Consider the following 12,417-nt stretch of genomic DNA (forward strand, 5'->3'; position numbering starts at 1 on the left):
GCACCTGTCGCACGCCCCTTTCCAGCCCCAACCCCGACCGTGTGAGCCTCGCCTCCCTACCGGTTGGTAGTAAGGCGGACCACAGGACTGTACCCGATGCCTCGGACCGTCTGTACCGCATCCGTTGGATTAGCCCCTCAACCGTTAGCAAATGATCCCCTTCCGGCTAACCTGGCTGCTGCCCGGCCGAAACCGTTGTCCGAGTGGAACTTTCGCGAGCGTCAATCTGGTCGCTGGCGGCGAAGCGGGCGCGCAGTTCTGTCTTGAGTACCTTGCCGGCCGGGTTCCTGGGCAGGGCCTCGACGATTTCGAGGGCCTTCGGGTGCTTGTACCGCGCGAGCCGCTCGGTCAGGAACTCGTCGAGGTCGGCCAGCGTCAGCGCGGCCTCACCGGTTGTTCTCAGCGAACTCCGGACGACCACCACAGCTACCGGGACTTCGCCCCACTTCTCGTGGCCTCGGCCGATCACCGCAACCTCGACGATGTCGGGATGCGCGGCCAGGACGTTCTCCACTTCCGCGCAGTAGATGTTCTCGCCGCCCGAGATGATCATGTCCTTCTTACGGTCGACGACCCAGATGTAACCCTCCTCGTCCTGCCGGACGAGGTCGCCGGAGTGAAACCAGCCGCCGGCGAAGGCCTCCGCCGTCGCCTCGGGGTTGTTCCAGTAGCCGGCCATCAGCGTCGGCGCCCGGTAGACGATCTCACCGACCTGGCCCACCGGCACGTCGTTCATCTCGTCGTCGACGATGCGCGCCGACACTGTCGGGATCACCTTGCCGACCGAGCCGAGCTTGCGCAGCGCGTCCTCGCCCAACAGCATGCAGGTCACCGGGGACATCTCCGTCTGCCCGAACGCGGCCAGGATCGCAGCGCCGGGGAACGTGTCGGCCATCTCGCGCAACAGCGTGTCCGACGCCGGCGCCGCACCCCAGGACAGCACCCGCAGCTTGAGGTCACGGGGCTCGGCACGCTGCGCTGCGCACACCGCCTGCCACTGCGCGGGCACCAGGAAGATGCCCGTCACCTTCTCGGCCGCCAGCACGTCGAGCAGTTCGCCGGGATCGAACGCGCCGAGGGGGTAGATCACCGTGGGCCGGCCGAGCAGCAGGCCGAAGATCGTGTTGCCGATACCGGCGATGTGGAACAACGGCACCCCGACGAACCCGATGTCGTGGTTGATGTCGGCGCCGTTGGTGAACAGGTGCGTCAGCGCCTGGCCGGCCAGGTTGGCGTGGGTCAGCACCGCGCCCTTCGGACGGCCGGTGGTGCCGGAGGTGTACATGATCAGCGCCGGCGAATCGTCGGGGACGTCCACCGCCGGGCACGGCGCGTTCTCGGCCAGCAGGTCCTCGTAGCCCAGCACGTGGAGATCGGCGAGGTCCTCGGTGGCGCCACCGGCGACGATCACGGTGTCGAGCGTCGCGTCGAGGCCCCGCACCGCGGTGGCGACCCCGGCCAGCACGGGCTCGGTGACGACGACCGCGGCCTGGCAGTCCGACACCAGGAACGCGATCTCCGGCGGTGTCATCCGGAAGTTCACCGGCACGGCGATCGCGCCGAGCTTGTTGACCGCCAGCGTCGACTCGATGAACTCGGGACGGTTGAGCATCAGGATCAGTACCCGGTCGCCGGAACCCACCCCTCGCCGGTGCAGCGCGCCGGCCAGCGCGGTGACCCGGCGGTCCAGCTCGCCCCAGGTGGTGGTGGCGCCGAGGAATCGCAGCGCCGTCGCGTCCTGCTGCATCAGCGCGTGCCGGGCCAGCTGGTTCGCCCAGTTCTGCCTTCGGGCCAGATAGGGCTGCTCCGGCACGCTCGTCGAAGTCCCCGTCAATGTCACCGTCGTCCGTTCCGTCACTGTGGGTTGCGCGAGGATGATATTTGATCAAACATGATGTTGCCTCGGTCACACTATGGGCCAGGCGGCGTCGGGACAACCCGTCGTCACATTTGAAGGGCGGCACCGCGATGATCGCTCCCGCCGGGACACGGCCCGCCGGTGCGGTGCGCCGCGAACAGCTCTCCGACGAGGTGGCCACCCGCCTGCGCACCGAGATCATGACCGGGGTCCTGCGCCCGGGCACCTTCATCCGCCTCGACGAGACCGCCGCCCGCCTGGGTGTCAGCATCACCCCGATCCGGGAGGCGCTGCGCACCTTGCGCGGCGAAGGCATGGTCGAGCTCGAGCCGCACCGCGGGCACCGGGTTGTTCCGTTGTCCCGCAACGACATCCAGGACATCTTCTGGCTCCAGTCGACGATCGCGCAGGAGCTCGCCGCGACGACGGCGCGGCGCATCACCGACGAGCAGATCGACGAACTCGAGGTGCTCAACGCCGCGATGGCGGTCGCGGTCGAACAGCAGGATGCCGACGCGATCGCGGCTGCCGAGTTCGCCTTCCACCGCGCGTTCAACCGTGCCTCGGGCCGGATCAAGCTCGCCTGGTTCCTGCTGCACGCCACCCGGTACCTGCCGCCGCAGCTGTTCGCCTCCGACCGGACCTGGGGCGCCGAAGCGGTCGCGAGCCATGACCGGCTGATCGCCGCGCTACGGCGGCGCGACACCGCGACCGTGGTCGACCTGACCGAGGGCCAGTTCGCCGACGGCCTGTCGCGGCTGCTCGGCTACCTGGATCAGGTCGGACTGTGGGCTAACCGGTCGCGAGCTGTTCGGCGCGAGTCTTGAGGTTGTCGGCGAGGTAGTCCAGCGTGTCGGCGATGGCCTTCTTGACCATCGGTTTGGGCAGCGCCAACTTCGTCTCGACGTCGAGGTCGACGGTCAGCAGTGACGTGGCGCCGAGCCCCACCACCGAGAACTTCTGGTCCTGCTTGTCGAAGTGGTCGCCCTGCTGCAGCACCGTGTAGATCTGGTTCTCCCCGGGGTAGTAGACCGCGGTGATGAACGTGCCGGACTGTCCCTGCACCACGACGTCGAGCCGCAGCTGGCTCGGTCTCCCGTCGTCGTACCGGGCGAGGATCCAGCAGCCCTTGATCTCCTCGTTCCACAGCGGATAGCTCTCGAAGTCGGCGACGATCGCCATGATCGATTCTGCGGGCGCTGCGACCTCGACTGTCTTGCTCACCAACGGCATCGGCTGAGCATAGCGACCCGGGCCGGGGCCTCACGCCGTCGTGGCGATGCCCTCAGCGCGCGGTGGCCGACGACGGAGGCAGCAGGGCCAGCGCGGCGACATGCCCCTGGCGCGGCGCGGCCTCGGGGTATCCCGCGCGCAGGAATGCGTGCACTGCGGTGACGATGCGTGGGGCCTTCATGGGCACGCTGCGTACCCACGCGGCGGGGCTGCCAAACCTCAGCCGGCCAGTTCGGTGCGCAAGTCCCTCGCGTTGCGCACGGCGTTGCCGCCGAGGTCGTTGTTGAAATACACCAGCACGTCGCGGCCCTGCCCGTCCCACTCGCGGATCCGGTCGGCCCACCACCGTAGGTCCTCCTGGCTGTAGGAACCGCCGTAGAGCGCGCCAGGATCGGGTCCGTGCAGTCGCACGTAGACGAACTGCGCCGTCGCCCTCAGCACGCACGGCAGCCCCGCGCCGCTCATCACCACGTACGCGGCGCCGTGGCGTTCGAGCACGGCGAACGCGGCGGGGTCGTTCCAGGAGGGGTGCCTGAACTCCACGGCCATCGGGATGGCGGCGGGCATCACGTCGAGGAAGTGGTCGAGCCGGGCGTCATCGCGTTCCATCGTCGGCGGGAGCTGCACCAGCAGCGGCCCGGCCCGGTCGGCGAGCTCGCTCCACCCTCGGTGCAGGCGTTCGGCCCACACCTCCGGTGAGCCCAGCCGGCGGGCGTGGGTCAGGCCACGGGCCGCTTTGACCGTCATCAGGAAGCCGGGCGGTAGCTGATCCCGCCACCGGGCGAACCACCCATCGGGTGGCCACCGGTAGAAGCTTCCGTTCAGTTCGACGGTGTCGAACTCGGCGGCGTAGCGCTCCAGCCGCCGCGCCGCCGGGAGACCCCGTTCGTAGAGGACGCCCACCCAGTGGTTGTACGACCATCCTGAGGTGCCGATACGGATCGTCACGTCCGGTCGGGTACCCGCGTCCGTTTGAAGATCACCGCATCGGCAATGGCTATCAGGGTGACCGCCTACCGACCTTTGCTGCAGGAACTGCTGTTCGCGTACGGACCGTGCGGACAGGAGGACGCGGTCCGCGACGTGTGCCTTCGCGAGCTGGAGCCGGTGGTCGACGAGGCGTGGACCGACCCGGCCGGCAACGTGATCGGTGTGCTGCGCGGCGGCGACGCGCCCGCGGTGCGGGTGATGGCGCACATGGACGAGCTGTCCATGCTGGTCAAGCGCATCAACGGCGACGGCACGCTGAGCCTGACGCCGCTGGGCACGATGTACCCAGGCAACTTCGGGCTCGGGCCGGTGGCCGTGCTCGGGCAGCACACGACGGTGTGCGGTGTGCTGGCGCTGGGCTCCGAGCACACCACCCAGGAGAGCCCCCGCATCTGGCAGACCAAACCGGACCAGGGCGACAAGGCGCTGGATTGGCCCGACGTCTACGTCTTCACCGGGCTGACCGGCACCGAACTGAGCCACGCCGGCGTCGCACCGGGCACCCGGGTCTGCGTCGACCGCAGCAGGCGCACGCTCGTCGACGTCGGCAACGACTATCTCGGCTGCTATTTCCTCGACGACCGTGCCGCGCTCACCGCTCTGCTGTGTTGCGCCCGCGAACTGCGCGACGGTGCCACACCGTCGGGCGATGTGTACTTCGTGTGCACAACCAACGAGGAGATCGGCGGCATCGGCGGCGGGTACGCGAGCCGCACCCTCCCGGGCGATCTCACCCTCGCCCTCGAGGTCGGGCCCACCGAACCCGAGTACGGCACGCAGGTGGGGGGCGGCCCGATCGTCGCCTACAGCGACGCGCTGTGTGTCTACGACAAGGCCGTGGCCGACCGGCTGATGGACATGGCCGATGAACTGGGCCTGGCGCCGCAGGCCGCGGTGCTCGGCGCGTTCGAGTCCGACGCCTCGCACGCCAAGGCGAGTGCACTCTCTCCGCAGGCGGCGCTGCTGTGCCTGCCGACGCTGAGCACCCACGGCTACGAGGTGATCGCCCAGGGCGCCATCCCCGCGATGGCCGACGTGCTGACCGGATTCCTGCGCGACCCGTGGCGCCGGTCGGGTTAGCCGCCCGAGCGGGCGTCGGCCTGGTCGGCGCCGAGCGGGGACTCCTGCCGCACCGCCTCGTCGCGGATCAGGCCGCGCAGCAGCGCGGTGCTGAACTCGACGGCGATCTCCTGGGCGGTGCGCCTGCCGTGCGGACGCAGCCAGCGGTAGGACCCCAGCGTCATCCCGATGTACCCGAGCGCCAGCACGTGGGAGTCGCACTCGTAGAATTCGCCGCTTGCGATGCCGCGGTCGATCACGTCGCGGACGTGCTCGTAGACCTGGGTCTCCTTCTCCCGGATGTAGGCCACCTGCTCCTCGGTGAACCACTCGGTGATGTAGGGGGCTTCCTGGAAGTAGACGGCCGCGCGTTCGATGTCGCTGGAGATGCCGACCAGCAGGCGCCGGGTGAAGTGGTAGATGGTCTCGCGGGCCGACGCCGACGGGTCGTCGTGCAGCGCGTCGACGGTGAAGTCGGCCGCGCCCTTGTAGATGTCGTAGAGGATCAGCGACTTGCTCGCGTAGTAGTGGTAGACCGTCGCCTTGTTGAGACCGACCGCGTCGGCGACGTCGTCCATCCTCGTGCCGTGGTAGCCGCGCGCGGCGAAGAGCTTGGTGGCCACGGCCAACAGCTCCTCGCGGCGGGACATGCCGTTGCTCGGCCCGGTCGGCACAGCGGTCTCAGACATGGTGACTCACTCTAGATTGGACCGGTGGGTCCACGATCGACTAACTGCACGATCCACTAACTGGTTGGTTCAGTCTAGGTCGTTGCCCTGTGACCGCAGCCGCGGCCGGTCTAGACTTCTGGCAGAGCCAGCGTGCACGGCCGACGGAGAGGTATCGCGGTGGACCCCAATCCCGATTACGACGCAAGCGACGAAGTCGAGTACGGCATCAACTGGTTCGCGTGGATCCTGCGCGGGGTGTACCCGCCACCCGCTTACCCGCCGGTCTGATCGGCCGTCTGTCGCCCGAACCGACGTTTGGGCGCCAAAGTGCGAGTGCGCCGCACCATTTCGTCGAGTTCGGCGCGGCTTCTCTGCACTACCACTGAGACGTGTCCGCGGATCTCTGCGCGCCAGTCCCTTGGCGGCACAGGTTCGTGATCGGGCGGCCACAGGATCGGCGGCTCGATGAGCGCGAGTTGCTTCCCGGGCTCCACCGGCCGCAGGTCCTCCTCGTAGCGCTCCCCGCATTTGCGGCAGCGCACCTCGTAGCGCATCCCGTCGGGTTCGCCCTCGATGAAGGCGTAGTCCGCCATCGAGACACACCGAGGGCACCGTGCCAGTCCGCGCTCCACCACCATGCTCACGTCGTTATCGTGCGGCCCACGAGGCGGTCAACGCACCGGCCCGGTCGATGTCGATGCGGGATCGGTGCCGTTTCGAGATATCAGGCCGCGGCGGCTTTGACGGCCCGGCCGACCTCGGCCCGCAACTGCCCGTACTCCGGCGAGCGGCGCAACTCGTCGGCGTCGACGCCGGTGCGGGGCAGGTCCACCGGGATGTCCAGCGCGACCTGTCCGGGGCGACGGGTCAGCACGACGATCCGGGAGCCGAGGAACGCCGCCTCGTCGGCGCTGTGCGTGACGAACACCGTGGTGCGCCCCGATTCCGCGCTGACCTGACGGACGTCCTCCTGCAGGCGCTCCCGGGTCAGCGCGTCGAGCGCGGCGAACGGCTCGTCGAGCAGGAACAGCGGTGTCTCGGCCGCCAGCGCCCGCGCGATCGCGACGCGCTGCTGCTGGCCGCCGCTGATCTCCCAGATGCGCCGGTGCGCGGTGCCCGTCAGCCCCACTCGGTCGAGCAGCTCGTCGCGGCGCTCGGCCCGTCGTTCCCGCGGCACCTCGGCGTATTTCAGCGCCAGCTCGACGTTCCCGCCGACCGTCCGCCACGGGAACAGTCGCGGCTGCTGAAACACCACCCCCGCTGTCACACCGGGAGTCGGTGCGGCACCGGCGATTTCGACCGACCCCTGGCTGGGGGACTCGAATCCGGCGAGCAGCCGCAGCAGCGTGCTCTTGCCGCAGCCCGACGCCCCGACGAGTACCAGGAACGCTCCCGGCTCGACCGTCAGGTCGACGGGCCCCAGTGCGGTGACCTCGTCGCGTCCGCTGCCGTACCGGTGCGAGACCGACGCGATCCGGATCGCCGCGTCACTGCGCGAGGACACCCGGAAGGCCCTTGGTGTAGATCGCGTCCTGGAACGTCTGCAGCGGCGCCGCGGCCGGGATCTGCTTCTGCTCGGCGAGGAACCGCGACGCGCTCTGCAGGTTCACCGCGATGTTGCCCGGTTTGCCTTCGGAGCCAAGCCATTCCGGCGACGCCACCTGCTCGGGGGTCAGGTACACGCCCTGCTCGAGCTGGCCGGCGACTTCGTCGGCACTGAGCCCGATCTCGGCGGCGATCGCCGAGGCGGCGGCGCTGGGATCCTTCTGGATCAGCGTGAGCGCGCGGGCTTCCTGCTGACGCCAGATGTCGACCACCTCGGGATGCTGGGCGGCGAACTCGTCGGCCACCGCGCCGAGGTCCAGCGTCGGCTTGCCGTCCTCGGCCAGCTGCCGGCTGGTGATCAGATCCTTGCCCGTGGTTCGCAACTGGTCCAGCGTCGGCAGCCAGGTGTAAGCGGCGTCGATGTCACCGCGCTCCCACGCCGCCAGGATCGCCTGCGGCTGCAGGTCTACCAGCTGAACGTCGTTGGGCGACAACCCGTTCTGGTTCAGCGCGGCGAGCAGACTGTAGTGCGCGGTCGACGCGAACGGGGTGCCGATGCGCTTGCCGCGCAGCTGCGCGATGGTGTCGACGCCGCTGCCGTTGCGCGCCACCAGCGCCTCGTTGTCGCCGGCGACGTCGAGCACGAAGGCCACCTTGTAGGAGATGTTCAGCGGCGCCGACAGGCCCCTGGCCACAGGGCTGGACCCGAGCGCACCGAAGTCGAGTTCCTCGGCGATGAACGCGGTGTTGACGTCGGCGCCGGAGTCGAACTTCGTCCACTTGATGTTCCAGTCGGGCAGCGCCTCTTCGAGCCATTTGTTGTTCTTGACGATCAGATCGCCGCTGGGGAAGCTCTGGTAGCCGATGCGGATGGTCGGCTTGTCGGCCTGCTGCCCCGAGTTGTCCACCGAGCATCCCGCCAGCGCCAGCACGGCCGCCACCAGCGCCACGATCAGACCTTTGTACTTCATATTCTTCCTCTCCAGGGTGCGGCACGGCGTTCCACCGACCGCAACATTCCGTCGATCACCAGACCCGAGACGCCGATGGCGAAGATGCCGACCAGCACGACGGGCGTGTTGTTGTAGTTGCTGGCGTCCTTGACCAGGCCGCCGATGCCGGGGATGCCGTTGAACAGTTCGGCCGCCACCACCGACGAATAGGCCATGCCGACGGCCAGGCGGATACCGGTGAACGTCTCCGGCAGCGCCGACGGGACGACGACGTCACGGATGACCTGGCGCCGCGACGCCCCGAGGGCGCGGGCGGCCTCCTGCAGGCCGACCGGCGCGGCGACCACTGCGGCGGTGGTGGCCACCGCGGCGGGCGGCAGCGCGGCCAGGGCCAGCAGCGTGATCTTGGGGGCCTCGTCGATGCCCAGCCAGATCACCAGAAGAAAGAAGTACGCCAGCGGCGGCAGCGCCCGCAGGAACGTCAGCCACGGTTCCAGCACGCTGCGCAACCAGCCCACCGACCCCATGAGCAGCCCGAGCGCGACACCGATCGCCACCCCGATCACCACGCCGGCCAGCACGCGGCGCAGCGTCATGTACAGGTGCTCCCACAGCAGGTAGCCGGCATATCCGCGGACGCCGTCGTGGCTGGTGGAGACGTCGACGAAGGCCCGCCACACCGTGGCCGGGTACGGGACGAAGGTCTGGTTCCAGACGCCGCTGGCCGCCGCCGCCTGCCACACGGCGCCGAATACGACGACTGACAGCAGCGGCAGTACGGCGCGGGTCAGCCGGCGCCGCAGCAGCCCGCCGCGGGGGCGCGCGTCAGGGCCTGGCGCCGCGGTGGCGGCGTCCTCGGGCGCGATGTCGACGAAAACGGACACCGGCAGACACTGACGGATCCGTCATGGCGGGCATAGAGCTGCGCTCAGCACGATCAAAACTGCCCGTTTGGGGGACCGCCGGTAACGGGGTGCGCGGTCGACGTGCCCCAACTCATACACTTGCACTTTCGTCCCGCCCGACCGCGAACCTAGATCGGACCGACATCGAATGATCATCGGGATACCCGCAGAGTCCCTACCTGGTGAAACGCGAGTGGCCGCCACCCCGGCCACGGTCACGCAGCTGATCAAGCTGGGCTACCAGGTCGTGGTCGAGTCCGGCGCGGGTGCTGCCGCCAGTTTCGCCGACCCGGCTTATACCGAGGCCGGCGCTGAGATCGGGGACCCCTGGTCCGGCGACGTGGTGCTGAAGGTCAACGCCCCGACCGACTACGAAATCGCCCTGCTGCGCAACGGCGCGACGCTGGTGAGCCTGATCTCGCCGGCGCTCAAGCCCGAGCTGCTCGAGAAGCTGTCCGGCCGGCCGATCACGGTGCTCGCGATGGACGCGGTGCCCCGGATCTCGCGGGCGCAGTCGCTGGACGTGCTGTCGTCGATGGCCAACATCGCCGGCTACCGCGCCGTGGTCGAGGCCGCGCACCGCTTCGGCCGGTTCTTCACCGGACAGGTGACCGCGGCAGGCAAGGTGCCGCCGGCCAAGGTGCTGGTGGTCGGCGCCGGTGTTGCCGGCCTGGCCGCGATCGGTGCGGCGGGCAGCCTGGGGGCGATCGTGCGCGCCACCGACCCCCGCCCCGAGGTCGCCGATCAGGTCAAGTCGCTGGGCGGCGAGTACCTGGCGGTCGACCCTGCGGCCGCCGAGGTGTCGGCGACCGGCTACGCCAAGGAGATGGGCGACGACTACAAGGCCCGCGAGGCCCAGCTCTACGCCGAGCAGGCCGAGGACGTCGACATCATCATCACCACCGCGCTGATCCCCGGCAGGCCCGCGCCGCGCATCATCACCGCCGAGATGGTGGCCTCGATGAAGCCGGGCAGCGTGATCGTCGACATGGCCGCGGCCAACGGCGGCAACGTGGAGGGCACGGTCAAGGATCAGGCCGTCGTCTCCGACAACGGCGTCACGATCATCGGCTACACCGACCTGGCCGGCCGGCTGCCCGCGACCGCGTCGCAGCTCTACGGCACCAACCTGGTGAACCTGCTCAAACTGGTGACCCCGGAGAAGGACGGAACTCTCCTCCTAGATTTCGATGACGTCGTGCAGCGGTCGGTGACCGTGGTGCGCGACGGCGAGATCACCTGGCCGCCACCGCCGGTGCAGGTCTCGGCCGCACCCGCGGCCGCGGCGGCAGCGGCGCCGGTCGCGCAGAAGCCGGCGAAGAAGCCGATGTCGACCGGGCGCCGGCTCGGAACGGCGTTCGCCGCCGCCGCGGTGCTGTTCGCGCTGATCGCGCTGTCCCCCGCCGCACTGCAGGTGCACCTGACGGTGTTCGCGCTGGCGATCGTGATCGGCTACTACGTGATCGGCAACGTGCACCACGCGCTGCACACTCCGCTGATGTCGGTGACGAACGCGATCTCCGGGATCATCGTCGTCGGCGCGCTGCTGCAGATCGGGCACGGGAATCCCGTCATCACCGCGGTGGCCGGCCTGGCGATCCTGCTGGCCAGCATCAATGTCTTCGGCGGCTTCGCGGTGACCCGCCGCATGCTGGCCATGTTCTCGAGGAGCTAAGACCATGTTCACGCTGGAGACCGCCGCCACCGCGGCCTACGTCGTCGCCGCGCTGCTGTTCATCCTGGCGTTGGCCGGGCTGTCCAGACACGAGACGTCGCGTGCAGGCAACTCGTTCGGCATCGCAGGCATGGCCGTCGCGCTGGTCGCGACCATCGCGCTCGCGCTGGCCCGCCACATCGAGCCGCTGGGCCTGGCACTGCTGGTCGTCGCGATGGTGATCGGCGCCGCGATCGGGCTGTGGCGCGCGAGGGTCGTCGAGATGACGGGCATGCCGGAGCTGATCGCGCTGCTGCACAGCTTCGTCGGCCTGGCCGCGGTGCTCGTCGGCTGGAACGGCTACCTGCACGTCGAGCGTGACGCCGGCGGCGCCGAGGCGCTGCAGCTGGGCCGCGAGGGCATGCTCGGCATCCACTCCGCCGAGGTCGTCATCGGCGTGTTCATCGGCGCGGTGACGTTCACCGGGTCGATCGTCGCCAACCTGAAGCTGTCGGCGCGCATCAAGTCCGCCCCGATGATGCTGCCCGGCAAGAACATCCTCAACGTGGGCGCGCTGGTGGCGTTCTTCGCGCTGACCGTGTGGTTCGTCATCGACCCGCAGCTGTGGCTGCTCGTGGTCGTCACGGTGCTGGCACTGCTGCTCGGCTGGCACCTGGTCGCCTCGATCGGCGGCGGCGACATGCCCGTCGTGGTGTCGATGCTCAACAGCTACTCGGGCTGGGCCGCGGCCGCGTCCGGCTTCCTGCTGGGCAACGACCTGCTGATCATCACCGGCGCGCTGGTGGGCTCCTCGGGTGCGTACCTGTCCTACATCATGTGCAAGGCGATGAACCGGTCCTTCATCTCGGTGATCGCCGGCGGCTTCGGGATCGAGGCCGGCCCGGCGGAGGACAAGGACTACGGCGAGCACCGCGAGATCACCGCGGAGGGGGCCGCCGAGCTGCTCGAGTCGGCCTCGTCGGTGATCATCACGCCCGGCTACGGCATGGCTGTGGCGCAGGCCCAGTACGGCGTCGCCGAACTGACCCGCAAGCTGCGCGCGCGCGGCGTCGACGTGCGCTTCGGCATCCACCCCGTCGCGGGGCGGCTGCCCGGGCACATGAACGTGCTGCTGGCCGAGGCCAAGGTGCCCTACGACATCGTGCTGGAGATGGACGAGATCAACGACGACTTCGACGGCACGTCGGTCGTCCTGGTGATCGGCGCGAACGACACCGTCAACCCGGCCGCGTCGGAGGACCCGTCCAGCCCGATCGCCGGCATGCCGGTGCTGACGGTGTGGAACGCCGACAACGTGATCGTGTTCAAGCGGTCCATGGCGTCGGGCTACGCCGGCGTGCAGAATCCGCTGTTCTTCCGTGAGAACACCCAGATGCTGTTCGGCGACGCGAAAGACCGCGTCGACGCGATCAACGCGGCGCTGTCGGAGACGGCACGCGTCTAGAGCTGCCGACGACGAGATCCACGTTTTACAGCGGGTCACTCGCACATCGTCTGCAAAAAGCGGATCTCGTCGCCGACCACCACC

At 69.2% G+C, this 12,417-nt stretch carries 13 protein-coding genes and 1 pseudogene; 5 read left to right on the plus strand and 9 right to left on the minus strand.

What is annotated here, in order from left to right; translation table 11 throughout:
* Window positions 1-166 precede the first annotated feature (166 nt).
* Window positions 167-1,813: a fatty-acid--CoA ligase FadD5 gene (gene fadD5, locus G6N45_RS03690; protein WP_407664277.1), complete on the minus strand. Its 1,647-nt coding sequence runs from the start codon at window positions 1,811-1,813 to the stop codon at window positions 167-169.
* 155 nt (window positions 1,814-1,968) lie between these two features.
* Between fadD5 and G6N45_RS03695 the strand changes: the two genes are divergently transcribed.
* Complete coding sequence (locus G6N45_RS03695) at window positions 1,969-2,685, plus strand: GntR family transcriptional regulator (RefSeq protein WP_163720458.1); 717 nt, start codon at window positions 1,969-1,971, stop codon at window positions 2,683-2,685.
* Here G6N45_RS03695 and G6N45_RS03700 read toward each other — a convergent pair.
* Genes G6N45_RS03700 through G6N45_RS03710 form a run of 3 tightly spaced genes read right to left on the minus strand, consistent with a single transcriptional unit; the run spans window position 2,651 to window position 4,039 of the window.
* On the minus strand, window positions 2,651-3,091 hold the full coding sequence (locus G6N45_RS03700; protein WP_057150001.1) for an SRPBCC family protein: 441 nt from the start codon (window positions 3,089-3,091) through the stop codon (window positions 2,651-2,653). The two genes, G6N45_RS03695 and G6N45_RS03700, sit on opposite strands and share 35 nt — an antisense overlap.
* A gap of 52 nt (window positions 3,092-3,143) precedes the next feature.
* Window positions 3,144-3,272: a DUF3349 domain-containing protein gene (locus G6N45_RS03705; protein WP_163720459.1), complete on the minus strand. Its 129-nt coding sequence runs from the start codon at window positions 3,270-3,272 to the stop codon at window positions 3,144-3,146.
* A gap of 38 nt (window positions 3,273-3,310) precedes the next feature.
* Window positions 3,311-4,039 carry a DUF72 domain-containing protein gene (locus G6N45_RS03710; protein ID WP_163720460.1) on the minus strand — a complete coding sequence of 243 codons (729 nt, stop codon included), beginning with the start codon at window positions 4,037-4,039 and terminating at the stop codon, window positions 3,311-3,313.
* 45 nt (window positions 4,040-4,084) lie between these two features.
* Here G6N45_RS03710 and G6N45_RS03715 point away from each other — a divergent pair, with 45 nt between their 5' ends.
* Window positions 4,085-5,161 carry a M42 family metallopeptidase gene (locus tag G6N45_RS03715; protein WP_163720461.1) on the plus strand — a complete coding sequence of 359 codons (1,077 nt, stop codon included), beginning with the start codon at window positions 4,085-4,087 and terminating at the stop codon, window positions 5,159-5,161.
* Here the strand turns inward: G6N45_RS03715 and G6N45_RS03720 are convergent.
* Window positions 5,158-5,829: a TetR/AcrR family transcriptional regulator gene (locus tag G6N45_RS03720; protein WP_057149997.1), complete on the minus strand. Its 672-nt coding sequence runs from the start codon at window positions 5,827-5,829 to the stop codon at window positions 5,158-5,160. The two genes, G6N45_RS03715 and G6N45_RS03720, sit on opposite strands and share 4 nt — an antisense overlap.
* Before the next feature lie 162 nt (window positions 5,830-5,991).
* On the opposite strand from G6N45_RS03720, the pseudogene G6N45_RS27790 reads away from it, so the two are divergent.
* Window positions 5,992-6,099, plus strand: a pseudogene (locus G6N45_RS27790) (CAP domain-containing protein); the annotation flags it as partial.
* Here the strand turns inward: G6N45_RS27790 and G6N45_RS03725 are convergent.
* The 4 genes from G6N45_RS03725 to G6N45_RS03740 form a co-directional block, all read right to left on the minus strand.
* Window positions 6,084-6,404 (minus strand): hypothetical protein, encoded by a 321-nt coding sequence (locus G6N45_RS03725; protein ID WP_246228867.1) that lies wholly within the window; start codon window positions 6,402-6,404, stop codon window positions 6,084-6,086. The pseudogene G6N45_RS27790 and the gene G6N45_RS03725 overlap by 16 nt on opposite strands.
* Window positions 6,405-6,535: 131 nt before the next feature.
* A complete protein-coding gene (locus G6N45_RS03730) occupies window positions 6,536-7,315 on the minus strand; it encodes an ABC transporter ATP-binding protein (RefSeq protein WP_163720463.1) in 780 nt (259 codons plus the stop codon).
* Window positions 7,299-8,327, minus strand: coding sequence for a taurine ABC transporter substrate-binding protein (locus G6N45_RS03735; protein WP_163720464.1), 1,029 nt, complete (start codon window positions 8,325-8,327; stop codon window positions 7,299-7,301). The genes G6N45_RS03730 and G6N45_RS03735 overlap by 17 nt, the downstream gene beginning before the upstream one ends.
* Window positions 8,324-9,193, minus strand: coding sequence for an ABC transporter permease (locus G6N45_RS03740; protein ID WP_163720465.1), 870 nt, complete (start codon window positions 9,191-9,193; stop codon window positions 8,324-8,326). The genes G6N45_RS03735 and G6N45_RS03740 overlap by 4 nt, the downstream gene beginning before the upstream one ends.
* A gap of 169 nt (window positions 9,194-9,362) precedes the next feature.
* Here G6N45_RS03740 and G6N45_RS03745 point away from each other — a divergent pair, with 169 nt between their 5' ends.
* Window positions 9,363-10,889 (plus strand): Re/Si-specific NAD(P)(+) transhydrogenase subunit alpha, encoded by a 1,527-nt coding sequence (locus G6N45_RS03745; RefSeq protein ID WP_163720466.1) that lies wholly within the window; start codon window positions 9,363-9,365, stop codon window positions 10,887-10,889.
* A gap of 4 nt (window positions 10,890-10,893) precedes the next feature.
* The gene (gene pntB, locus G6N45_RS03750; RefSeq protein ID WP_163720467.1) at window positions 10,894-12,333 is read left to right on the plus strand and encodes a Re/Si-specific NAD(P)(+) transhydrogenase subunit beta; all 1,440 of its coding nucleotides are present in this window, start codon (window positions 10,894-10,896) and stop codon (window positions 12,331-12,333) included.
* The last annotated feature ends 84 nt before the right edge of the window (window positions 12,334-12,417 follow it).

Source organism: Mycolicibacterium psychrotolerans (assembly GCF_010729305.1).
GTDB classification, from domain to species: domain Bacteria; phylum Actinomycetota; class Actinomycetes; order Mycobacteriales; family Mycobacteriaceae; genus Mycobacterium; species Mycobacterium psychrotolerans.